Annotated in this window: 21 protein-coding genes; 13 read left to right on the top strand and 8 right to left on the bottom strand. The window is 69.0% G+C overall.

Annotation, left to right across the window (positions count from 1 at the left end):
• The first annotated feature begins 63 nt into the window (after nt 1-63).
• The 4 genes from ABL838_RS20935 (at nt 64) to ABL838_RS20920 (ending at nt 5120) form a co-directional block, all read left to right on the top strand.
• A complete protein-coding gene (locus tag ABL838_RS20935) occupies nt 64-1473 on the top strand; it encodes an amidase (protein ID WP_418121692.1) in 1410 nt (469 codons plus the stop codon).
• A 42-nt stretch (nt 1474-1515) separates the two neighbouring features.
• Entirely contained in the window at nt 1516-2487 is a 972-nt protein-coding gene (locus ABL838_RS20930) for a tripartite tricarboxylate transporter substrate-binding protein (protein ID WP_126024843.1), read from the top strand.
• Between the two features lie 6 nt (nt 2488-2493).
• Nucleotides 2494-3957, top strand: a complete 1464-nt coding sequence (locus ABL838_RS20925; RefSeq protein WP_418121691.1) for an MFS transporter — start codon at nt 2494-2496, stop codon at nt 3955-3957.
• A 113-nt stretch (nt 3958-4070) separates the two neighbouring features.
• A complete protein-coding gene (locus ABL838_RS20920) occupies nt 4071-5120 on the top strand; it encodes an RNA methyltransferase (RefSeq protein ID WP_184641428.1) in 1050 nt (349 codons plus the stop codon).
• On the opposite strand, the gene ABL838_RS20915 is transcribed toward ABL838_RS20920, so the two are convergent.
• Entirely contained in the window at nt 5113-5865 is a 753-nt protein-coding gene (locus ABL838_RS20915; RefSeq protein ID WP_418121689.1) for an alpha/beta fold hydrolase, read from the bottom strand. The two genes, ABL838_RS20920 and ABL838_RS20915, sit on opposite strands and share 8 nt — an antisense overlap.
• Nucleotides 5866-5915: 50 nt before the next feature.
• On the opposite strand from ABL838_RS20915, the gene ABL838_RS20910 reads away from it, so the two are divergent.
• Entirely contained in the window at nt 5916-6038 is a 123-nt protein-coding gene (locus ABL838_RS20910; RefSeq protein ID WP_418121687.1) for a hypothetical protein, read from the top strand.
• 34 nt (nt 6039-6072) lie between these two features.
• Here ABL838_RS20910 and ABL838_RS20905 read toward each other — a convergent pair whose 3' ends face one another.
• Together ABL838_RS20905 and ABL838_RS20900 are read right to left on the bottom strand one after the other, a co-directional pair.
• Nucleotides 6073-6642, bottom strand: coding sequence for a DUF1569 domain-containing protein (locus ABL838_RS20905; protein ID WP_418121686.1), 570 nt, complete (start codon nt 6640-6642; stop codon nt 6073-6075).
• A gap of 82 nt (nt 6643-6724) precedes the next feature.
• Nucleotides 6725-7270 carry a MarR family winged helix-turn-helix transcriptional regulator gene (locus tag ABL838_RS20900; protein WP_184641425.1) on the bottom strand — a complete coding sequence of 182 codons (546 nt, stop codon included), beginning with the start codon at nt 7268-7270 and terminating at the stop codon, nt 6725-6727.
• 326 nt (nt 7271-7596) lie between these two features.
• On the opposite strand from ABL838_RS20900, the gene ABL838_RS20895 reads away from it, so the two are divergent.
• The 7 genes from ABL838_RS20895 (at nt 7597) to ABL838_RS20865 (ending at nt 12218) form a co-directional block, all read left to right on the top strand.
• The gene (locus tag ABL838_RS20895) at nt 7597-8562 is read left to right on the top strand and encodes a LysR substrate-binding domain-containing protein (RefSeq protein WP_418121683.1); all 966 of its coding nucleotides are present in this window, start codon (nt 7597-7599) and stop codon (nt 8560-8562) included.
• A 193-nt stretch (nt 8563-8755) separates the two neighbouring features.
• Nucleotides 8756-9166 carry a type II secretion system protein gene (locus tag ABL838_RS20890; protein ID WP_418121681.1) on the top strand — a complete coding sequence of 137 codons (411 nt, stop codon included), beginning with the start codon at nt 8756-8758 and terminating at the stop codon, nt 9164-9166.
• Nucleotides 9167-9198: 32 nt separating this feature from the next.
• Nucleotides 9199-9876: a hypothetical protein gene (locus ABL838_RS20885; protein WP_418121679.1), complete on the top strand. Its 678-nt coding sequence runs from the start codon at nt 9199-9201 to the stop codon at nt 9874-9876.
• Entirely contained in the window at nt 9873-10415 is a 543-nt protein-coding gene (locus ABL838_RS20880; RefSeq protein WP_418121678.1) for a GTP-binding protein, read from the top strand. Before ABL838_RS20885 ends, ABL838_RS20880 begins: the two co-directional genes overlap by 4 nt.
• Nucleotides 10412-10807 carry a roadblock/LC7 domain-containing protein gene (locus ABL838_RS20875; protein ID WP_184641421.1) on the top strand — a complete coding sequence of 132 codons (396 nt, stop codon included), beginning with the start codon at nt 10412-10414 and terminating at the stop codon, nt 10805-10807. Before ABL838_RS20880 ends, ABL838_RS20875 begins: the two co-directional genes overlap by 4 nt.
• Before the next feature lie 97 nt (nt 10808-10904).
• Nucleotides 10905-11264, top strand: a complete 360-nt coding sequence (locus ABL838_RS20870) for a hypothetical protein (RefSeq protein WP_184641420.1) — start codon at nt 10905-10907, stop codon at nt 11262-11264.
• 21 nt (nt 11265-11285) lie between these two features.
• Nucleotides 11286-12218 (top strand): LysR family transcriptional regulator, encoded by a 933-nt coding sequence (locus tag ABL838_RS20865; RefSeq protein ID WP_418121677.1) that lies wholly within the window; start codon nt 11286-11288, stop codon nt 12216-12218.
• A 12-nt stretch (nt 12219-12230) separates the two neighbouring features.
• Here ABL838_RS20865 and ABL838_RS20860 read toward each other — a convergent pair whose 3' ends face one another.
• The 5 genes from ABL838_RS20860 to gnd form a co-directional block, all read right to left on the bottom strand.
• Nucleotides 12231-13667 (bottom strand): efflux transporter outer membrane subunit, encoded by a 1437-nt coding sequence (locus ABL838_RS20860; RefSeq protein ID WP_418125888.1) that lies wholly within the window; start codon nt 13665-13667, stop codon nt 12231-12233.
• Between the two features lie 44 nt (nt 13668-13711).
• On the bottom strand, nt 13712-14971 hold the full coding sequence (locus ABL838_RS20855; protein WP_418121675.1) for an efflux RND transporter periplasmic adaptor subunit: 1260 nt from the start codon (nt 14969-14971) through the stop codon (nt 13712-13714).
• A gap of 4 nt (nt 14972-14975) precedes the next feature.
• Nucleotides 14976-18209 carry an efflux RND transporter permease subunit gene (locus tag ABL838_RS20850; RefSeq protein WP_418121674.1) on the bottom strand — a complete coding sequence of 1078 codons (3234 nt, stop codon included), beginning with the start codon at nt 18207-18209 and terminating at the stop codon, nt 14976-14978.
• Nucleotides 18210-18410: 201 nt separating this feature from the next.
• A complete protein-coding gene (locus ABL838_RS20845) occupies nt 18411-18962 on the bottom strand; it encodes an N-acetyltransferase family protein (RefSeq protein WP_418121673.1) in 552 nt (183 codons plus the stop codon).
• Nucleotides 18963-18977: 15 nt separating this feature from the next.
• The gene (gene gnd / locus ABL838_RS20840) at nt 18978-20402 is read right to left on the bottom strand and encodes a decarboxylating NADP(+)-dependent phosphogluconate dehydrogenase (RefSeq protein WP_418121672.1); all 1425 of its coding nucleotides are present in this window, start codon (nt 20400-20402) and stop codon (nt 18978-18980) included.
• A 160-nt stretch (nt 20403-20562) separates the two neighbouring features.
• Between gnd and ABL838_RS20835 the strand changes: the two genes are divergently transcribed.
• Nucleotides 20563-21531 carry a helix-turn-helix domain-containing protein gene (locus tag ABL838_RS20835; protein WP_418121670.1) on the top strand — a complete coding sequence of 323 codons (969 nt, stop codon included), beginning with the start codon at nt 20563-20565 and terminating at the stop codon, nt 21529-21531.
• Nucleotides 21532-21578: the final 47 nt, after the last annotated feature.

Here is a 21578-nt window from a genome sequence, read left to right as displayed (position 1 = left end):
GGGCGCATCAATCATTTGCGCATGCAAAAGTATCCCCGTCTTCCGAAGTCCGAGATCTGCGAAATGTCCGCCGTGACACTGCGCTCCCTCGTCGCGCAACGCAAGCTCTCGCCGGTGGAGATCGTCGCCGAGGTGCTGCGCCGCGCAGATGCGGTGCAGCCGCTGCTGAACTGCTTCGTCACCCTATGCCACGAGCAGGCCATGGAAGAGGCCAGGAAGGCGGAGGCGGCCCTGATGAAGGGCGCGGCGCAGGGCCTGCTGCACGGCCTGCCCTTCACGGCGAAGGACATCGTCGATACCGCGGACGTCAGGACCACCTACGGCTCGGTGCTGCACCGCGACCATGTTCCCGCGCAGGACGCGCTGGCCGTGGCGCGCATTCGCCAGGCCGGCGGCATCCTGATCGGCAAGACCACCTCGTCCGAGTTCGGTGCCAAGTGCATGACCGATGCGCCCCTCTTCGGCAGCACCCGCAACGCATGGGACGCCACGCGCACCAGCGGCGGCTCCAGCGGAGGTGCGGCCGCCTCCATGGCGGCGGGCGTCGCGCCCCTGGCCATCGCCACCGACGGCGGCGGCTCCACCCGCATTCCCGCCGCCTGCAACGGCGTTGTGGGCCTGAAGCAGAGCCTGGGCGTGGTGCCGCACAGCCAGGTGCAGGACGCCTTCGGCAACTACACCTACGTGACGCCCACCACGCGCGACGTGGCCGACACCGCGCTCATGCTGCAGGCCATGACCGGCGCGCACGGCTGCGACCCGTGGTCGCTGGGCGTGCCCGCGCAGCCTTACTTCGACGCGCTGCGGCCCGCCTCCGACCTGCGCGGAAAGCGCGTCCTGTACCGTGCGACGCTGGAAGGGCGGCCGATCTCCGCCGACGTCGCCGCCGCCTTCGAGGCCGCGCTCGCCACGCTGCGCTCGATGGGGGCGCAACTGGAGGAGATGCCCGACGAGGGCTATGACGTCGAGCCGGTGTGGCGCGTGATCAACCACACCAGCTGGCGTGGCCGCTTCGCTCCGCTGGCCGAGGCGCACGGCGAGAAGCTCAGCCCCTCGCTGCTGCAGCAGCTCGCGCTGGCGCAGCACGTCGACGGCGTCGCCTTCCAGCAGGCCATGTTCGCCAGGACCGCGCTCTTTCGCCGGGTGCAGGCCCAGCTGGAGACGCACGACTTCATCTTCACGCCGACCCTTTCGCGCACGGCGCTGCCTATCGACCAGGACCTGTTCGGAAGCATCGAGATCGACGGCCAGTCCTATGCCGACCTGAGGCCGAACTGGTTCCCGTGGACGATGCCTTTCAACCTCACGGGCCATCCCGCCATCAGCCTGCCCTGCGGCGCCGGACGCGACGGCCTGCCCATCGGCATGCAACTGGTCGGCCGCTTCCGCGAAGACCAGCAGCTGCTGCAGGCCGCGGCCGGCTTCGAGGCCGCGCACAGGCCGGCGAACGCATTGCCCGTGCTGGCCTTCTGAGCCGGCCCTCCACCCGTTCCCAACTCCGCAGGTACTCCCACCATGGCCTCGTTCCTCAAGACACTTCTGCTGGGCGCCTCGATCGCCCTGGCCGGCGCGGCCGCGCATGCCGACAGCGCCACGCCCATCCGGCTGATCATCGGCTTTCCGCCGGGCGGCGCGCTCGACAGCCTCGCGCGTTCGCTGGCCGAGGACCTGCGCACCACGCTGAAGGAGCCCGTGCTGGTGGAGAACCGCCCCGGCGCTTCCACCCGCATCTCCATCGAGGCGGTGAAGGCTGCGAAGCCCGACGGCCGAACCATCCTGCTCGGGGCCACGCCGCCCTTCGTGCTCTTTCCGATGACCTACGCGCGGCTGAACTACGACGTCGACAAGGACTTCGTTCCCCTCGCGCACCTGGCGAACGTGCCCAGCGTGATCTCCGCGGGCGCGAACCAGCCGTTCAAAACGCTCGCGGAATACGTCGCATGGGTGCGCAAGAACCCTTCCGGCGGCAGCGTCGGCCTCACCAACCTCGGCGGCGGCCTGCATTTCAGCCTGCTGCAGCTGTCGAAGGCCATCGGCGTGCCGCTCACGCCCGTCACCTACCGGGGCGGCGCGCCGCTGGCCACCGACATCGTCGGCGACCACGTGCCGCTGGGTGCCGACGCGCTGGCCAGCCAGCTCGAACTGCATCGCGCGGGCAAGCTGCGCATCCTGGGCGTGGCGGGCACGAAACGGCTGAGCTGGCTGCCCGATGTTCCGACGATCAAGGAGTCGGGCTACGACGCCTTCGACCGCGCCAATGCCGCCTACGCTGCGTTCGTGCCTGCCGGCACGCCGAAGGACGTGGTCGCGAAGCTGGAGTCGGCCTTTCTCTCCGCGATGCGCAGCCCGCAGGTGCGCGGGCAGGTCGACCGCATGGGCCTCGAGCCCACGGGGCTGCCCGGCGCGGAAGTGAAGCGGATCATGGCCTCGGACCGCGCGTACTGGCGCCCCATCGTCGAGGCCTCGGGCTTCAAGAGCGAAGACTGAACGCAAGTGACTACCGGCAGTGAGGGCAGCGAGGGGGCGGACGACAGGGCTGGCTGGGCGGTGCTCGCAGCCGCCAGCGCCGGGGCGTTGCTGTGCTTTCTCAACCTCAGCGCGCTCAACGTCGCGCTGCCGGCAGTGGCGCGCAGCCTGCATGCTTCGCCCACGCAGGCGAGCTGGATCCTGCTGTCGTACATGCTGGTCAGCACCGTCTGCATCCTCAGCTTCGGGCGGCTGGCAGACCTGTGGGGGCGGCGCAGGCTCTTCCTCGCGGGGCTGTGCCTCTTCGTGGCCGCCTGCGCGGCATGCGCCTTCGCGCCCGACGCCGGGCTGATGCTGGCGGCACGCATCTGCCAGGCGGTGGGCGCGGCCGGCGTCATGGCCAATGCCAGCGCGCTGGTTGGAGACGCCTTCGGCCGCCGCAGGATGGGGCTGGCGCTCGGCGTGCTCGCCATGGTCGCGGCGCTGGCGCAGGTCGTGGGCCCGCTGGCCGGCGGCTTCGTCGTGTCGTGGTGGGGCTGGCGCGTGCTCTTCATGCTCAACGTGCCGCTGGGGCTGTGCGTGCTGGCCCTGTCGTGGAAGGTGCTGCCGGCGGGCGCAGCCGTGCGGTCGGAGCGCTTCGACCTTGCGGGCGCGGCGCTTTCCTTCGTTGGCATCGGATGCGTGACCTACGCGCTCTCGATGGCGGGCACGCGCGGCTGGACGAGCACGCCGGTGTGGGCGTTCATGTTCGCGGGGCTTGGCGCCATCGCGCTCTTCTACAGGGTCCAGGTGCGCGCATCGAGCCCGCTGGTCGATCCCTCGCTGTTCGGTGACCCGGTGCGCCGCACCGCCTACGCGGGCATCCTGCTGCTGTCGATGGCGCAGGCCGCGCCGCTGGTGCTGGTGGCGCTGTATCTGCAGGCCTGCGCGGGGCTGGAGCCCTCGCAGGCGGGCCTGCGGGTGGCCCCGGTCGCATTCGGCATGCTGATGGCCGCACCCGTGGCGGGCATGCTGATCCGGCGCTTCAGTCCCGAGGCGGTGTGCGTGGGCGGCATGCTGCTCGCGGCAGGCGCGCTGGCGATGCTGGCCACGCTGCTGCGGCCGGAGATCGGCGCGGTGCCGCTGTCGCTGTGCTTCTGGGGGCTGGGCCTCGGCATCGGCAGCTTCGTGACGCCGAACAACGCGTCGATCCTGCAGACAGTGACGCCGCAGCGCAGGGGCATCGCCAACGGCGTGCGCTCGACACTGCAGAACACCGGAATCATGGTGGGCACCGCGCTGGCGCTCAGCGTGGCGCTGGCGCGGCTTTCGCCAGGCTCGCAGCGCAGCGTTCTAGGCAACGCAGGCGCGGGACTTTCCGGCGTCGACGTGGCCATCTTCACCCGCGGCACCAGCGCCGCGCTGGCCCTGCTCGCGGTACTGTGCCTTGCGGGGTCGGCCATGATCGCCAGCAGCCGCCGCCGGGCCATGGGGCTGCAGTCGCAGGGCTGAGGCGGCTGGGGCCGTGCACAATCCGGGGCTTGTCGACCATCCTCCCGTGCGTTCGGCGCTGCTCCGAAAAAGGCAGCCGGCAGGCACGGGAAGCTTCCAGCCCCAGAGGGCGCATGCGAATCCACGAACTGAAAGAGCGGCTGCGAAAAGCCGGAGCCGGTCCCAGCCATGAGCAGCGCATCCTGCGGCTGTGGTCCCACGCCCTGCCCAGGAACAGCGGCAGGCGCCTGCCCGCGAGCTTCTTTCCCGCGCCGTTGATGGAGGCCTTGCCAGCCATCGAAGCCGAGCTTGCGGGGCTGGCGCGCGTGGTCGCGGCGCATCCGGGCGCCGATGGTTCCGAGCGGCTGCTGGTCGCGCTCGCCGACGGCCAGACCGTCGAAAGCGTGCTGCTGCCGCGCGACGGCCTCTGCGTGTCGTCGCAGGTTGGCTGCGCCGTCGGCTGCCAGTTCTGCATGACGGGCCGCGACGGCCTGCTGCGGCAGGTGGGAAGCGCCGAGATCATTGCCCAGGTCGCGCTCGCGCGCATGCGCAGGCCGGTGCGCAAGGTGGTGTTCATGGGCATGGGCGAGCCCGCGCACAACATGGACAACGTGCTGGAGGCCATCGAGCTGCTCGGCACCGTGGGCAATGTCGGCCACAAGAACCTCGTGTTCTCCACCGTGGGCGATCCGCGCGTGTTCGAGAGACTGGCCGGGGAGCGCGTCAGGCCCGCGCTGGCGCTCTCTCTGCACACCACCAAGGCCGGGCTGCGCAGGAAGCTGCTTCCGCGCGCGCCCAACATGACGCCGGAAGAACTGGTCGCCGCGGGCGAACGCTACGCGCGGGCCACCGGCTACCCCATCCAGTACCAGTGGACACTGCTGGAAGGCGTCAACGATGGGCAGGACGAGATCGACGGCATCGTCCGGCTGCTCACGGGCAAGTGGGGCGTGCTGAACATGATTCCGTTCAACGCGGTGGATGGCGTCGACTTCAACCGACCGTCCTGGGAACGCTGCAAGCAGATTGCCCGCACGCTGCACGAGCGCGGCATCCTGACGAAGCTGCGGCAGTCGGCGGGGCAGGACATCGACGGCGGGTGCGGCCAGCTGAGGGCGCGTGCCGCCGAAGTGGCCGAAGTGGCCGTACCGATCCGCAGGATCGAAGAGCTGCGCGTCAGCTGAAGGAAGCCATCCAGTCCCAGACCTGCGCGGGCGCCTCGACCATCACGTTGTGCCCATGCGGCCCGAGGTCGCGCGCTTCGGCGTCGAGCGAGCGGGTCTGCTCCAGCGTCACCATCGCATCGTTGCCTCCGCGCGCGAGATGAACGGGGCAGCGCGCGAGCGTCATCAGCTCCGATAGCGGCGGCTTGCCCACCGCGTTGGCGCGCGGGTCCATCGCAAGGCGCCAGCCGCCGTCGCCGTGCGCGATGCCTCGCGCTGACACCGATGCCGGCGCACCGGCAACCGCGGCGAGGCCCGACACCTTCAGGTAACGCTCGCGCGCTTCCTCTTCGGTGGCGAACAGCTTCGCGGGCTGCAGCGCCAGCGAGTCCATGCGGCGCACTTCCTCGTCGCTCCAAGCGATCTTGATGCCGGCCGCGAAGACGCGATGCGGCAGGAGGCCGAACCAGCCCGTGGCGAGCGCGAGGCCGATCACGCCGCCCAGCGAATGCCCGAGCACCACGAGGCGCCCTTCTGGCTGCAGATGCGGCAGCACGGCGCGCGCGACGCTCGCCGCGTGCTGGCCGATGGCGTAGGAGTCCTGCGTGCCGGAGCCGCCATGGCCGGGCAGGTCGAGTGCGAGCCAGCGGCCTTTCCAGCGGGTGCCGGCATCGGCGCACAGGGGCGACCACACGGCGCCCGTCGCGCCCATTCCGTGCAGCAAGAGAAGCAGGTCCGCGCCTTCGCCGCCTTGTTCCGTGTACATGTCCGCCGTCTCCTTCGGTTCTTCGATGGCCGAAGAATACCTGCCGGTGCATGCATGACCGTGCCCTGTCGAGCCAGCCGCCACCCCCCGCCCGCCGCCTCGACGAGGCCGACGAGCAGGACGTCACCGGCAACGGCGAGATCCGCAACGAAGAGGTCGTCGCCGGAACGTGAACCTGCATCGGGCGCGAAGCCCTCGAAGCGCGCGTCAGCCGGCGTCCACCAGCTCCCAGTGATTCGCCAGGTGCATGAGATGCGCCCGGGTGTACTCCGACTTGCTCAGCACGCCGTAGGCGAAGTGCGGCGCGAGCGCGTTGCCGTGGCGTTCGAAGCGGCCCAGCGCGCTCATCAGGTGCTCCACCGCGGCATCGAGCGGCTGGCCTGACGCGATCGCCGGTGCGCCGGGAATGGGCTCTTCGAGCCCGTGGCTCATTCGGCCGCGCGCCGAGAACACCGCGAATGCCATGCTGCCCAGTGAGCCGCGGAACCACGCGGGCTTGAGCTGGGGGAAGCCGTCGAGCGAGTATTCGACGCTCTGTGCGCTGTGGTGCAGCACCTGCGCCAGGTCCCAGCCCGAGCGGGTGCGCAGCGGTGCGGTGCGCAAGCGTTCGAGGGTGCGCATGGCGCGGGGCAGGTCGGAGAAGTCGTCCATGGCGATGGGCTGGTCGGAGTGGGTGAGAACGTAGCCGGCGCCCGTGGCTGCAGCGCCGGCCAGCAGCGCGCCGCCGGTCAGCAGGGCGCGCCGGACTGAGCGGTTGTCTTTGGTGTCGGTGTTCATGTGGTGCCGGATGGTAGGCACCGCTCGGCGCCGGAACTGTCAAATTTCCGACGATTTCCTGGCGATCGCGCTTCGGGCCTGCTCAGGCGCTGCGGCCCGGCCACCTGTGGCGCGTGCCGCCGGAGCGCCGGTCCGCCTTTTCCGGCACCGTGCCCAGCGCGCTCAGTTCCTTGCCGCGCAGCTCGAGCCGGCGCAGGCACGTGAGGAAGACGTCGAGATGCTCTTCGTCGATGGCTTCGAGCAGGTCCATGTTCAGGCGCGCGATCCTCGGAAAGACCGAATCGCACAGTTCGCGGCCCGCGGCGCTCAGCCGCACGTGCACCTCGCGGCCGTCCTCGGCGTCGCGCCGGCGTTCCACCAGCTTCTTCTCCGCAAGGCTGCGCAGGCCGCGCGAGGTGCGCACGCGGTCGAGGTGCAGGCGCTCGGCGAATGCCGAGGAGGTGATCTCGCCGATCTGCGCGAGCATGCCGATCATTCCCCACTCGCGGTGCGTGATGCCGAAGCCTCCTTCAACGAGGCGCGTCGCCATGCCGCTGCCCGGACGAATGGCCCGGGAGAGGCGGTACAGGAGCAGGTCGTCCAGGCAGCGCGGCGAGCGCAGCGCCTGGGCATCGGTGAAAACTTGCATGGGCGATCCGAAGTCGAGGTCATCTGCCGGCCAACCGACCTCGACGGTGGGTGATGGATTAGATCAATCGTCTGTCGATATTTATAAACAGCCGGGCAATGAATATTGCCGCAATGTCATTGAGATTCGCGGCATTTTTCCATAGGGCGTCCGCCAATTGCGGAAAGTCAGCCGGTGCTCAGTATTGGCCGCCGCGCTTTTGCGCGGGTTCGGCATATCGCACCGCTATTCGGGCTGAATTGATCTCGATTTGAATATCGATCGATAGCAATAGCGAAATTGATAGAAGCAGGCTTTTTGCAGCAGTCATCCAGGAAAGGAATCTCTTGCTCGATCTGAACGAAGTCGCCATGTTTGTCCAGGTGGCGCGCCTGGGCAGCTTCGCGGAGGCCGCGCGGCACCTGCGCATGCCCTCGGCCACGGTGAGCCGGCGCATCCAGCAGCTCGAGACGCGGCTGGGCACCCGCCTGATGCAGCGCTCCACCCGCAAGCTCACGCTGACGAGCGCGGGCCAGACCTTCCACGAGCGCTGCGGCCCCGCGGTGGAGGAACTGATAGAGGCCGGGCAGTCGCACGTGGCGGGCAGCAAGGAGCCCAGCGGCGCGATCCGGGTGGCGGCTTCGGCCAGCTTCTTCGAGTACTTCGACATGGGCTGGGTGTCGGCCTTCCTGGCTGCGCACCCGGCGGTGCAAATCGACTTCGTCCTCAGCGACCTGCAGGCCGACCTCATCGCCGATCGCATCGACGTCGCGTTCCACATCGGGGCGCTCGAGGATTCGAGTTACGTGGCGCGCCGCATCTTCACGAGCTATGGAGGCCTCCTTGCCAGTCCGGCCTATCTTGCGGCGAATGGCGCGCCTCGCGATCTGCGCGAGTTGAGCGAGCACGAATGCGTTACCCAGCCGCCAGCGACGGGCAGCTTCGCCACATGGCGGCTGAAAGGCCCCGACGACTGCGAAGAAGACGTGCGGGTTCGGGGACGCTTCAGCAGCAACACGCACGTGGCACTGCGCGAGGCCGCCTGCGCCGGGCTGGGCATCGTCGCCCTGCCGGCGATCCTGACCTCGTCCGAAGTGGCGGCGGGCCGGCTGGTGCCGGTGCTGCCTCAATACGTGCGGGCAGGACGCGGCATGAGCGTGGTCTACCCGAGCCGCCAGCAGCGACCGCTTGCGGTCACGGCGTTCGTGAACATGGCGGTTGAAAAGCTCAGCCTGCAGGAGTGGATGCCTCCTCCAGCCGAGACGAGTGAACGCCGGCTGGAGCCGCATCTCGATTCGTCGGTCTGCCGCTGAATACCGGCGCCCAGCCGGGTGTTGCTCATATCTGCTGATTGCAGATGCACCACATGCGGGCAATTTGCCTTAATTTGGTGCAATTGATTCGGCCAGATCGTGCGGATTGCATCGAAAGCTGATCGGCTGAAACTCATTTTGTGCGCTAGCGCAGCACAACAGATTTCGTAAACAATTGTCACGAATCCTTTTGATGGACATGCAATTCGGCATGTCTGCATTGCGAGCGCACGAAAAAACTCATTCATTTTCATCATTTCCGCATAGGGAAATGGATGCTTCAGATTACAGCAAGGGGAACGGGTTGAATAAAAGGTCGACGGGTGCAGAAAACCAACAGGCAGGGCAACGGCTTTCGCGCGTCACCAAGGGGTTCACGCTGATCGAATCGGCGGTCCTTCTGGCTTGTTTGGCCGTTGCCGCATCCGCCTTGCTGCCCCGCTGCAAGAGCGAGCTGGTGAGCGGACGACCCCTTGGTGGTCCGGACGGCTTCGTGGCGGCCCACATCGGCATGCAACGCTTTCAACAGGCGGCCGCCGGCGCGCTGGACCGCATCTTTGCGCCGTGCCTCCAAGGCTGGCGCGGCACGGCCTCGACGAACTGACCAGGCATGGTCGCGGCGCAGGGGACACATCCATGCTGAGGCTCGGCATCCACAAACTGCCCATGGCAGAGGCGGTCCTGATCCGCACGATCATGAGGCTCTCTGCGGGCCAGCCCGGCTTCGCCTGGCAGCTGGTCGACGCGCCGCCTTACGACGCGCTGCTGGTCGACGGCTCTTCTGCGGAGCATGAATATCCCGGGCTGGCCGGCAGCATGGCCGCCGCCGTGCTCAGGCTCACCAGCATGAACGCGGGGTGGCAGCCCGGCACCATGGAGCGGCCGATCCGCGCCGACAGGCTGCAGCAGTGGCTGCGCAGCATCGAGCACGCGCTGCGCGAGGCGCAGCCCGGCGGCCTCACGCTGCACGAGCAGACGGCGCTGGAAGTCGAGGTGTCCGACGCGGAGCATTTCATGCTGCGCCGCTGGCCGCCGGCCATGCTGCTGCGCAACGACCTCGACAACATCCGAATGGCGAGCCTGCTGTCGCGGCGCGCACTGAACGCGACCGAGCTGGCCGACCTCAGCCAGCTGCCTTTCTCCCAGTGCGTGGCCTTCCTGCACGAGCTGCGCAAGGCAGGCGTGCTGGAGCTGCGTGTGGCACAAGCGCTGCCGCCGGCCATATCCCGCAGCGACGGATCGCTGCGCGGCGGCGATTTCGCGCGCAGCTTCATCGAACGCATCCGCCGCCGGCTGGGCCTGCGCGCGCCATGAGGGAGCACAAGATCCTCGTCACGGGCTCCGTGGGCGCTGGCAAGACGACGGCCATCGGCCTCGTGAGCGAGGTCGCGCCGGTCGTGACCGACGTGCGCAGTTCCGACGCGTCCATCGACAAGGCCCGCACCACGGTCGGGCTGGACTACGGCCAGCTCACGCTGGACAACGGCGACATCGTTCGCCTGTTCGGTACGCCCGGGCAGGCCCGTTTCGACTTTCTCTGGAAGATCCTCGCGAGGAACGCGCTGGGCCTGATCGTGCTGATGGACAACTCGCGGCCCGATCCGCTGGCCGACCTGTGCGTGTACCTGGACGGATTCGCCGAGCATCTGCGGACACTGCCCTGCGTCGTGGGCGTGGGGCGGATGCAGTCCCACGCCGTGCCCACCCTCGACGACTATGCCGACCGGCTCGCATCCACCGGCCGGGTGTTTCCCATTCTCGATGTGGACGTGCGCCGCAGGAGCGATGTGCTTGTGCTGATCGACACGCTGCTCATGCAACTCGAAGCCGACATGCGGAAAGACGAAGAGTGAACACCAGACACGGCCTGTCCAGGACTGCCACGGCGCACGCGCAGCGCGAAGCGCGCAAGCTGGTCGAAGAGCTGAGCGGCGTGACGGCGGTGGTGGTCGCCACCGCGGACGGCTTCGACGTGGCCTCCGCGTCCGCCGGCGACGCAGACCCGGCGCGCGTGGCCGCCATGGGCAGCTCCATCGTGGCGATAGGCGACGTGGTGTCGCAGGAAGCCCGCCTCGGCCGCCGCGAGAGCGTGATGGTGCTCACCGACTCGGGCTTCGCGGTGTTCCACAGCGTGCATCGCCGCGACGCCGACCTCGTGATCAACGTGCTGGCGCGAGACAGCGCCGTTCCCGCGATGGTGGCGTACCGCGCCGCCCAGCTCGCCAGAACCCTCGCCGAGGTGTGACCGCCGATTCCCCCGCGCGCGTCTGCGTGGCGCGCGGGTCTCTTCCCGTACGCAGCAATTCCTTCTTTCAACTTCAACGATTTCCCTGGAGAAAAACTTGGCTTCCATCAAGCAGACGCTCGACGACATCCTCACCATCGACGGCGCCATGTGCGCGGCCGTCGTCGACTCGGGCAGCGGCATGGTCCTCGGCAGCGTGGGTTCGGGCGTGGACATGGAGATCGCCGCGGCGGGCAACACGGAGGTGGTGCGGGCCAAGCTCAAGACCATGCGCGCGCTGGGCCTGAGCGACGTGATCGAGGACATGCTCATCACCCTCGGCAGGCAGTACCACATCCTTCGGCCCTCGTCGGTGAAGGAGGGACTCTTCCTCTACGTGGTGCTCGACAAGCAGCGCGCCAACCTCGCACTCGCGCGCCGCAAGACGCAGGAAGTCGACAAGCTGATGGACTTCTGAGAAAGCCGCAGGCAGTTTCCGGTGCTGGATCTCAATGAAGTCGCCATGTTCGTGCAGGTGGCGCGGCTGGGCAGTTTTGCCGAAGCCGCGCGGCACCTGCGCATGCCTTCCGCCACCCTGAGCCGGCGGGTGCGGCAGCTGGAGGCGCACCTGGGCACCCGCCTGCTGCAGCGTTCGACCCGCAAGCTGGCGCTGACCAGCGGCGGGCAGGATTTTCTCGAGCGATGCCTGCCCGCGGTCGACGAGCTCATGGCCGCCGGGCAACTGCAGCTCGCGGGCAGCCAGGAGCCGAGCGGGGCGGTGCGGGTGGCCGCGCCCAGCAATTTCTTCGACTTCTTCCCGATAGAGTGGGTGTCCGGCTTCCTCGCCGCGAATCCGCGCGTGCGGATCGACTTCGTCCTGAGCGACGCGGCGGCCGACCTCGTCGCCGAGCGCATCGACGTCGCCTTTCGCGGCGGTCCGCTGCGGGATGCGGGCAGCGCGACGCGCAGGATATTCGCCAGCTACGGTGGCCTTTTCGCAAGCCCGGGCTACGTGGCCGCGCACGGCCAGCCTGCCAGCCTGCATGAGCTGGGCGAACACCACTGCGTGACGCCGCCGCCCGACGCGGGCAGCTACGCCACCTGGCGCCTGCTCGACGCCGACGGCGCGGAGCAGGACGTGCGCGTGCGGGGCCGCTTCGTCAGCAACATGCAGGACGTGCTTCGCAAGGCCGCGTGCGCGGGGCTGGGCATCGCCGCGCTGCCGTCGATCCTGGTGGCGTCCGACATCGCCGCCGGCCGACTGGTGCCGGTGCTGCCGCAGTACAGGCGGGCGGGGCGTGGCCTGAGCGTGATCTACGCCAGCCGCCACCACATTCCGCATGCGGTGTCGGCCTTCGTCGAGATGGCGATGGAGAAGCTTGCCGCCAGCCAGGACTGGGGTTCGGCTTCCCTGGGGGCTCCTGCCGGCTGAGCCGCGCGTCGATCAGCCGGCCTTGGCGGTCCGATCGAGGGCGAGGCAGCTCGACGGCGCGCCTGCCGTGTCGGCGCCGCACCAGTCGCCACCGAGCGCCTTCACCAGGAACACCGATGTCAGCAGCCGCTGCCCCTGCAACTGCGCGGACTGCCGCTCCACCGTCAGCAGCGACTGCTGCGCGGTGATCACGTCGAGATACGTCGATGCGCCGCCCTCGTAGCGGCTGGTCGCCATGTCGAGCACGCGCCGTGCAGCCGTCACGGCCGACTGTGCCTGCGTGGTGGCGCTGTCGAGCGCCGAGAGGCCGGTGATGCCGTCTTCCACCTCCTGCATCGCCGTGAGCACGGTGCGGCGGTAGTTGCCGACGGTGACGTCGTAGCCGGCCTTGGCGAAGTCGACGTTCGCGCGGATGCGACCGCCGTCGAACAGCACCTGCGTGGCCGACACGCCTACCGACCACAGCAGGCTGGGGCCGTTGAAGAGCGTCTCGATCAGGCGGCTGTCCACGCCCACGGTGGGCGAGATGACGAAGCTCGGATAGAAGGCGGCCGTGGCCACGCCGATCTGCGCATTGGCCGCGGCCATCGCGCGTTCGGCCGAGGCCACGTCGGGCCGGCGCTGGAGGATTTCGGAAGGCACGCCCAGCGGCACCGCGGGCGGCTTGATTTCGCGCAGGTCCACCGGCAGCGAGAAGTTGGGCGCGGGCGTGCCGGTGAGCGTGGCCAGCGCGTGTTCGTACTGGGCGCGCTGCTTCTTCAGCACGTCGACCTGCGTGAGCGTGGTTTCCAGCAGCGCCTGCTGCTGCGCCACGTCCAGGCCCGATACCGCGCCCAGGTCGTGGCGCGCCGTCACCAGCTCCAGCGCGCGGCGCTGGAGGCCGATGGAGCGCGAGAGCACGTCGAGCTCGATGTCGGTGGAGCGCAGGTTGAAGTAGTTGCTGGCGAGTTCGGCGCTCAGCAGCAGCCTGGTGTTGGCGAGGTCGGCAGCCGATTGCTCGGCGGAGGCTGCCGCGCCCTCGACGGTACGCTGCACGCGGCCCGCGAGGTCGAGTTCGTAGCTGGCGTTCAGCGAAACGGCGAAGTCGTTCTGCACCGTCGACGAATTGGCGGTGGCGTAGTTGGTGAGCGGCCGGTTGGCCGAGATCTTCAGGCGCGAGGCGCGCGCGCCCAGGCCGAGCTGCGGATAGCGGCTCGCCGAGGTGGCCGCCAGCGTGGCGCGCGCCTGTGCCAGCCGCGCGTTGGCGATGGCCAGCGTGGGGCTGCCGGCCAGGGCCTGAGCCTGCAGCGTGTCGAGCGTGGCGTCGTCGAAACGCTTCCACCACGGGCCCTTGTCGGCGCTGTCGCTGGGCGTGCTCACGCGCCACGGCTCCTCGAGCTTCCAGCTCACGGGCAGGGGGGTGTCGGGCGTCTTGTAGTCGGGGCCGACGGCGCAGCCGGCTGCGAGCATGAGCAGTGCGGCGCAGGCGGCCGCGCAGGGCAGTCGCGCCAGCGTCACGCCGGCTCCTTCTTCGCGCCGGCAGGCGCCCCCTTGGCAGGAGGCTGATCAGGCGCGACGGCCACGATGTCGCCATCGGCCAGCGAATCGGAGGGGTTCAGCACCATGCGGTCGGTGCCTTCGAGCCCGTCGATCACTTCCACGTTCTCGCCGTAGTTGCGCCCCAGCGTCACAGCGCGCAGGGCGACGCGGCCCTGTGCATCGACCACCGCGATGCGCGTGCCCTCGGCGCGGAACAGCAGCGCGTTCGCCGGCACGGTGAGCGTGCGGCTCGCGGCCAGCGGCAGCGATACCTGCACATAGGCGCCCGGCAGCAGCGCGCCGTCCTTGTTGGGCAGCGAGATCTCTACCTGCATCATCCGCGTGGTCGTGTCGATGGCACCCGAGGTTCGCGCCACCTCGCCCTTGAAGGTCTGGCCGCGCAGTTCGGCCTGCGTCACCACCACCGGCTGGCCGGCCTTCACCAGCTGCGCGTAGGCCTGCGGCACGTTGACATACACCCGCAGCGGATCGGTCTGCGCCAGCATGAAGAGCGCGCGCCCGGCGCCGCCGCCCGCGCCGGCGTCGATCAGGTCGCCAACGTCGACGTTGCGCCGCGTGATCACGCCCGCGAAGGGCGCCACCACGCGCTTGAAGCCTTCGGTCTGCTTCAGGCGCTGCACGTTGGCGTCGGCCGCCGCCACGTTGGAGGTGGCCTGCGCGACGGCGCTGCGGCGCTCGTCCAGGTCCTGCTGCGAAACCACGTCCTTCTTGCGCAGCGCTTCCCAGCGATCTGCCGTGCTGCGCGCCAGTTCCAGCCCCGAGGCGGCCTGCGCGCGGGCAGCGACGGCCTGCGAGAGCTGCTGGTCGATCTCGGGCGTCTCGATCTCGGCGAGCAACTCGCCCTTTTCGACGCGGCTGCCGATGTCCCTGGTCCAGCGCTTGAGGTAGCCGCTGGCGCGCGCCGAGATGGGCGACTGCACGAAGCCCTGCAGCGTGCCGGGCAGCGACAGCGTCTGGCCCGCGGTGGGCATGCGGGGCAGGGCGGTCTGCACGTACTGCTTCGCGCGCTCGGCGGTGCCGGCCTCCAGCGCGCGGGCGTTGGCGATGCGCACGAACACGGTGCGCGCCGCGCCCAGCGTCAGCAGCACCAGCACGATCAGCACCAGCCAGCGCGTGCGCCGCACGATCTGCCGGCGGCGCAGCAGCTGCTCGCCATCGCCTTCCTCGACGGCGATGGGGTGGATGGCCAATGCCGAATGGCGTTGCTCCGTCATGGAATCAGTTCTCCTGGGGGGCGGTCGTGCCCGCTGGCGGTTGATGCTGTTGATGCTGCGCGGCCTCGCGCGCCGCGCGGCGGTGCGCAAGCCGACTGTGCACTCCCGCGAACACGGCGGGCACGAAAAACAATGTCGACACCGTGGCAAAGACCAGGCCGCCGATCACCGCGCGGCCCAGCGGCGCGTTCTGCTCGGCGCCTTCGCCCAGGCCCAGCGCCATCGGGATCATGCCGATGATCATCGCCAGCGCCGTCATCAGCACAGGCCGGATGCGGGTGGCGCCGGCTTCCAGCGCGGCCGACAGCGGCGGAATGCCGGCGGCCAGCCGCTCGCGCGCGAAGGACACCAGCAGGATGGAGTTGGCCGTGGCCACGCCCATGGTCATGATCGCGCCCGTCAGCGCCGGCACGCTCAGCGTGGTGCCGGTGATGAACAGCATCCACGCGATGCCCGCCAGCGCCGCCGGCAGGGCGGTGATGATGATGGCCGCGTCCAGCCACGACTGGAAGGTGACCACGATCAGCAGGTATACCAGCACGATGGCCATCGCCAGCCCCACGCCCAGGCCGATGAAGGACGACTGCATGGTCTGCACCTGGCCGCGGATCTCGACGCGGCTGCCGCGCGGCAGCGTGGGCCGCATCTCGTCGACCAGCTTCTGCACCTTCGAGGCCACGCTGGCGAGGTCGGTGCCCTGCACGCTCACGTAGACGTCGATCACCGGCGCGATGTTGTAGCGCGACATCACGGCCGGCTGGCGCGCGGCCTGCGCGTCCACCAGGTTGCCCAGCAGCTGCTGCGAACCACCGCCCGCCGCCGGCGTGCCGCTGGCGCCCACCGGGATGTTCAGCAGCGAATCCAGCGAGTCGACCACGTACTGCGGCGACTGCACCGCGATGCTGTAGACCACGCCGTTGGCCGGGTTCAGCCAGAAGGCGGGCGCCGTCTGCGAGCTGCCCGACAGCGCGATGAGCACGTTCTGCCCCACGTTGGAGGCGGTCAGGCCGTACTGCTGCAGCCGCGTGCGGTCCATCTGCAGGCTCAGCGCGGGGCCGTCCAGGCGCTGGTGCACGTGGGCGTCGACCGCGCCGGGAATCTTGCGGATCGCCTTGGTCAGCTCGGCCGCGCGCGCCGCGTTGCCCGCCATGTCGTTGCCGCTGAACTGCACGTCGATGGCGGCAGGCAGGCCGAAGTTCAGGATCTGCGTGACGATGTCCGCCGGCTGGAAGAAGAACTCGATGCCCGGAAAGCGCTTGGGCAGCTCCGCGCGCAGCAGCGACACGAACTGCTCGGTGGGCTTGTGGCCTTCCTTCAGCGACAGCAGCAGCTCGCCGTCGAAGGTGCCGATGGTGCCGGCGTTGCTGTATGAGAGGTTGATACCGCTGTTGGGCACGCCCAGGTTGTCGAGGATGGTTTCCAGCTGGTCGGGTGGCACCAGCTCTCGGATGGCGGCCTCCACCCGGTCGGTGAGGCGCGCCGTTTCCTCGATGCGCGTGCCGGTGGGCGCGCGCAGGTGCAGGCGGATCTGGCCGGCATCCACCGTCGGGAAGAAGTCGCGGCCCAGCGCCGGGTAGAGCAGGCACGACAGCAGGCAGAAGCCCAGGAAGAGGCCGATGAAGCCCGCGCGCTTCGACAGCACCGCCGACAGCACCAGCGTGTAGGCGCGGCGCACGCGCTCGAAGCGGCGGTCGAAGGCGCGGTAGAGGCGCTGCAGGGCGCTCTGCTTCGCGCCTTCAGCCTGTTGAGCGGGTTGCGCCGAATGCGCCCCGCCCATCAGCAGCATCACCAGCGTCGGCACCAGCGTGCGCGACAGCAGGTAGGACGCGATCATCGCGAACACCACCGCCTCGGCCAGCGGCACGAACAGGAAGCGCGCCACGCCCGAGAGGAAGAACATCGGCACGAACACGATGCAGATGCACAGCGTGGAGACGAAGGCCGCCGAGCCGATCTCGCCCGCGCCGACTTCGATGGCTTCCTTCAGCGGCGTGCCCATGTGCAGGTGCCGCTCGATGTTCTCGATGGTCACGATCGCCTGGTCGACCAGGATGCCCACCGAGAGCGCGAGGCCGCCCAGCGTCATGAGGTTGAGCGTCTCGCCCAGCGCGTAGAGCACAAGGATGGACGCCAGGATCGACAGCGGAATCGTCAGCCCGATGATCAGCGTGCTGCGCCAGTTGCCCAGGAAGAGCAGCACCATCGCGGCCGTGAGGGCGGCCGCCAGGATGGCCTCGAACACCACGCCCTTGACGGCCGCCTTCACGAACACCGACTGGTCGAACAGCGGCGTGATCTTGATGTCCTCCGGCATCGTCTGGGCGGCGATGGGCAGCATCGCGCGGATGTTGGAGACGATGTCCAGCGTGGAGGCGCCGCCGTTCTTCAGCACCGACAGCAGCACGCCGCGCACGCCGTCCTGGCGCACCACGTTGGTCTGCGGCGAGAAGCCGTCGCGCACGTAGGCCACGTCGCGCAGGTAGGTGGTGGCGCCGTTCACCGTGCGGATCGGCAGGTCGTTCAGGCCCGCGATGGCATCGGGCGAGCCGTTCATCCTCACGTTGTATTCGGTGGCGCCGAACTTGGCCGTGCCCGAGGGCAGGATCAGGTTCTGCGTGTTCACCGCGTTCACCACGTCGGCCGGCGAGAGGCCGCGCGCCTGCAGCGCCTGGGTGTCGAGGTCGACCGAGATCAGCCGGTTCTTGCCGCCGTAAGGAAAGGGAATGGCCGCGCCCGGCACGGTGATGAGCTGCGGCCGCAGCTGGTTGACGGTGGCGTCGAAGAGGGAGTTTTCAGAGCGCGTGGGGCTCGACAGAGCCAGCTGGATCACCGGCACGCTGGAGGCCGAGTACTTGATGACCAGCGGCGGCGTGATGCCCGGCGGCAGCTGCCGCACCTGCGCCTGCATCGAGGCCACCACCTGCGAGATCGCCATCTCGATGTTGGCCGTGGGCTGGAAGAACACCTTGATGATGGCCACGCCCGCCAGCGACTGCGATTCGATGTGCTCGATGTCGCTCACCGTGGTGGTCAGCCCGCGCTCCACCTGGCCCGAGATGCGCTGGCCCATCTCCTGGGCCGGCAGGCCGGTGTAGTTCCAGATGATGCTGACCACCGGGATGTTGATCTCCGGGAAGATGTCGGTCGCCATGCGCGCCAGCACGAAGGGCGTGGCCAGCACGATCAGCATCGCCATGACGATGAATGTGTACGGACGACGCAATGCGAGCTGGACCATGGCGAAGGCTCTCTGCTTCCGGCGGAAAAAGGTTTTGCATCATAAGGAAGTAGATTTAGGTTTGCAGGCGCCCGCGAACGAGGTGTGGCGCTTTACCAAAAGGTTGCGTGCGTGCGGGCGGACGGCGGCAGGCCGAGGCCGGCCGTACAAGGTGGCGGGATGGCGGAATGGCGGGGTGTTCGGCCGCCCGCCGGCCGAAGCTCAGGCTGCCGGGTCCAGCGCGAGCCGCAGCCGCGTCACGTTCGGGTTGCCCGGATCGCGCTGCACGCTGAAGCCCAGCTTGCGCGCCAGCGCCAGCATGGCGGTGTTGTCGTAGAGGGTGATGTCGGCCAGCTGCCTCACGCCGGCCGCCCTGGCGGCGTCGATCAGCTTGCGCATGAGCCTGGACGCCAGGCCGTGGTGCTGCCAGGCGTCGGCGATGACGATGGCGAACTCGGCGACCTGCGCCGTCTCCGGCGTCTCGCCCCGCACGTAGCGCGCCACGCCCATCTGCTGCTCGGCGCCGTCGGCCATGGTGGTCGCGATGAGCGCCAGCTCCCGGTCGTAGTCGATGTGCGTCATGCGCCACAGCTCGTCGGGCTGCGGCGTTCGCGGCGAGAGCAGGCGCCGGTAGCCGGTTTCCTTCGAGAGGCCGTTCACGAAGGCGGTGTGCATCGCGAGATCTTCGGCGCGGATCGGGCGGATGCGCACCGGGGTGCCGTCGGGCAGTTGCCGGTCCTCGACCAGGTGGCTGGGGTAGTCGAGGGCCGGCATGGGGTCACACGGTGTTCAGCCGATCACTTCGGGCCAGTCGGTGTGGAAGAACTGGCCTTCGGGCTTGTCCACGCGCTCGTAGGTGTGGGCGCCGAAGAAGTCCCGCTGCGCCTGCAGGAGGTTCGCGGGCAGGCGCTCGGTGCGGTAGCTGTCGTAGTAGGCCAGCGATGCGCTGAAGGCCGGCACCGGAATGCCGTTGCTCACCGCCAGCGCCACCACTTCGCGCCAGCTCTGCTGCGTGCGGTTGAGCAGGTCCTTGAAGAACGGGTCGAGCATCAGGTTGGCCAGCGCCGGGTCGGTGCGGAAGGCGTCGGTGATGCGGTTGAGGAAGCGCGCGCGGATGATGCAGCCGCCGCGCCAGATCGACGCGATGCCGCCCAGGTCGAGGCCCCAGCCTTTCTTGTCGCCCATGGTCTTGATGAGGTCGAAACCCTGCGTGTAGCTGATGACCTTCGAGGCGTAGAGCGCGTCGTGCACTTTGGCCACCAGCGCCTTCTTCTCCACCGACAGTTCGATCTTCGGCCCCTGCAGCTGCCTGCTGGCAGCCACGCGCGCCTTCTTCTGCGACGAGAGCACGCGCGCTTCCACGGCGGCGTTGATGGTGCTGATGACCACCGCGTTCTCGGCCGCGTTGATCAGCGTCCACTGGCCCGTGCCCTTCTGGCCGGCCTTGTCGAGGATCACGTCGACGATCGGCTTGCCCGTCTCCGGGTCTTTCTGCTCGAGCGCCTTGGCGGTGATCTGGATCAGGTAGCTCTGCAGCTCCCCCTCGTTCCATTCGTTGAAGATGGCGGCCATCTCGTCGGTGCTGAAGCCGGCGGCCTTGAACAGGCTGTAGGCCTCGCAGATGAGCTGCATGTCGCCGTACTCGATGCCGTTGTGCACCATCTTCACGTAGTGGCCCGCGCCGCCGGGGCCGATGTGGATGACGCAGGGTTCGCCGTCCACCTTGGCCGAGATGCTCTCGAAGATCGGCTTCATCACCTCCCAGGTGGAAAGCGGCCCGCCCGGCATGATCGACGGCCCCTTGCGCGCGCCTTCCTCGCCGCCCGACACGCCCGCGCCGATGAAGCGCAGGCCCTTCGATGCGAGGTATGCGTCGCGGCGCTCGGTGTCGGTATAGAGGCTGTTGCCGCCGTCGATGACGATGTCGTCCTTGTCCAGCAGCGGAATGAGCTGCTCGATCACCTGGTCGACCGGCGCGCCGGCCTTGACCATGATCTGGATCTTGCGCGGCTTCGCCAGGCTCTGCACGAACTCTTCCAGCGTCTTCGCGCCGACCAGCTTCTTGCCCGGGTTGGCGGAGATGAAGGCCTCGGTGGTGGCCTCGGTGCGGTTGTAGACGCTGACCTGGAAGCCGCGGCTTTCCACGTTCAGAACGAGGTTCTGGCCCATCACGGCCAGGCCGATCAGTCCGAAGTCGCTTTGCTTGTTGCTCATGGCCTGTGGTGTCCTTCCTTCGTGTATGTGCAGGCGGGGCGGCGCCCCGCGCACCGGTTTGATTCGAGGGCCATTGTGCCGATGTGGCGCCCGGCGGGGCGTCGGAGGCGGTCTAAACCCGATTGGCAAGCGGGTCCGCCTTGGCTATGTTCATTCCCCCATGAGCCACGACGCCATCCACCGCTGGTCCACCGACGCCGTGCCGCCCTCGCAGCGGCTCGACTACTGGGTGGGCGCCGTCTGCGAAGGCTTCCTGGAGATGGACGTGACGAGCCCCAAAGCCGGCAGCTTCGGCGCCACGCTCGAATCTGCGCCGCTGGGGCCCATCGTGGTCAACCAGGTGCGCGGCAGCGCGCAGGACGTCTACCGCACGCGCCGGGCCATCGCCCACAGCCGCAACAACTACTTCTACCTGCTGTGCAAGGCCGACTCGGCCTGGGTGGCGGTGCAGGACGGCCGCTCGGCGCGGCTTCTCCCGGGCGACGCGGTGCTGGTCGATTCGCGCCGGCTCTACGAATTCCACCTGCTCCAGTCGGCCGACACCATCTCGATCGAGCTGCCCACCGCCTGGGTCGATGCCTGGATTCCCGATGCCGGCGACCAGGTGGCGCGGCGCATCGACGGGCAATCGGGTTGGGGCGGCGTGCTCAGCGGCTTCGTTCGGCAGCTGACGCCCGAGTTGGCGGCGAAGCCCCCGATGCCCGCCGAGCTGCTGAGCGACCAGCTCGGCGGCCTGCTGGCCCTGGCCACGGGCAGCGGCGCCGCGGATGCGCCGGACAAGGGCAGGGCGGCGCTGCGCCGCCGCGTGCTCGACGCCACGCGCGAGCGGCACGCCGAGTGCGGGCTCACCGCGGCGAGCGTGGCGCGCGGGCTGGGCATTTCCGAACGCAGCCTGCACCGCTGCCTGGCCGCCGGCGAAGGCAGCGCACAGGAGCCCACAACCTTCGCCGCCGCGCTCGCCGGTTTCCGCATGGCGGCCGCGCGCCGCATGCTGGTCGATGCACGTTTCGACCGTCTGGGCATCGCCCAAATCGGGTATCGCGTGGGCCTGGCCGATGCATCACACTTTGTTCGCCAATGCCGTGCGCACCTGGGCGCCACACCCGGCGAACTGCGGCGCCGGCGCTGAACTGGCGCGAACCGGCCATCCGCGTGGCAGGCATCGGCCATTCGCGG

It is taken from the genome of Variovorax sp. 160MFSha2.1 (assembly GCF_048305075.1).
GTDB classification, from domain to species: Bacteria; Pseudomonadota; Gammaproteobacteria; order Burkholderiales; family Burkholderiaceae_C; genus Variovorax; species Variovorax guangxiensis.
Note: the sequence above shows the minus strand (reverse complement) of the source record. Positions and strands in the feature narration are given on the sequence as shown.

Bases quoted from the DNA above. Each gene is read 5' to 3' on its own strand.
- ABL838_RS20900 (WP_184641425.1), bottom strand. From the start codon at position 7,270: ATGCAAGTTTTCACCGATGCCCAGGCGCTGCGCTCGCCGCGCTGCCTG.
- ABL838_RS20935 (WP_418121692.1), top strand. From the start codon at position 64: ATGTCCGCCGTGACACTGCGCTCCCTCGTCGCGCAACGCAAGCTCTCG.
- ABL838_RS20920 (WP_184641428.1), top strand. From the start codon at position 4,071: ATGCGAATCCACGAACTGAAAGAGCGGCTGCGAAAAGCCGGAGCCGGT.
- gnd (WP_418121672.1), bottom strand. From the start codon at position 20,402: ATGAGCAACAAGCAAAGCGACTTCGGACTGATCGGCCTGGCCGTGATG.
- ABL838_RS20860 (WP_418125888.1), bottom strand. From the start codon at position 13,667: ATGCTCGCAGCCGGCTGCGCCGTCGGCCCCGACTACAAGACGCCCGAC.
- ABL838_RS20910 (WP_418121687.1), top strand. From the start codon at position 5,916: ATGCATGACCGTGCCCTGTCGAGCCAGCCGCCACCCCCCGCCCGCCGC.
- ABL838_RS20850 (WP_418121674.1), bottom strand. From the start codon at position 18,209: ATGGTCCAGCTCGCATTGCGTCGTCCGTACACATTCATCGTCATGGCG.
- ABL838_RS20845 (WP_418121673.1), bottom strand. From the start codon at position 18,962: ATGCCGGCCCTCGACTACCCCAGCCACCTGGTCGAGGACCGGCAACTG.
- ABL838_RS20915 (WP_418121689.1), bottom strand. From the start codon at position 5,865: ATGTACACGGAACAAGGCGGCGAAGGCGCGGACCTGCTTCTCTTGCTG.
- ABL838_RS20835 (WP_418121670.1), top strand. From the start codon at position 20,563: ATGAGCCACGACGCCATCCACCGCTGGTCCACCGACGCCGTGCCGCCC.
- ABL838_RS20890 (WP_418121681.1), top strand. From the start codon at position 8,756: ATGGACATGCAATTCGGCATGTCTGCATTGCGAGCGCACGAAAAAACT.
- ABL838_RS20885 (WP_418121679.1), top strand. From the start codon at position 9,199: ATGCTGAGGCTCGGCATCCACAAACTGCCCATGGCAGAGGCGGTCCTG.
- ABL838_RS20905 (WP_418121686.1), bottom strand. From the start codon at position 6,642: ATGAACACCGACACCAAAGACAACCGCTCAGTCCGGCGCGCCCTGCTG.
- ABL838_RS20930 (WP_126024843.1), top strand. From the start codon at position 1,516: ATGGCCTCGTTCCTCAAGACACTTCTGCTGGGCGCCTCGATCGCCCTG.
- ABL838_RS20855 (WP_418121675.1), bottom strand. From the start codon at position 14,971: ATGACGGAGCAACGCCATTCGGCATTGGCCATCCACCCCATCGCCGTC.
- ABL838_RS20880 (WP_418121678.1), top strand. From the start codon at position 9,873: ATGAGGGAGCACAAGATCCTCGTCACGGGCTCCGTGGGCGCTGGCAAG.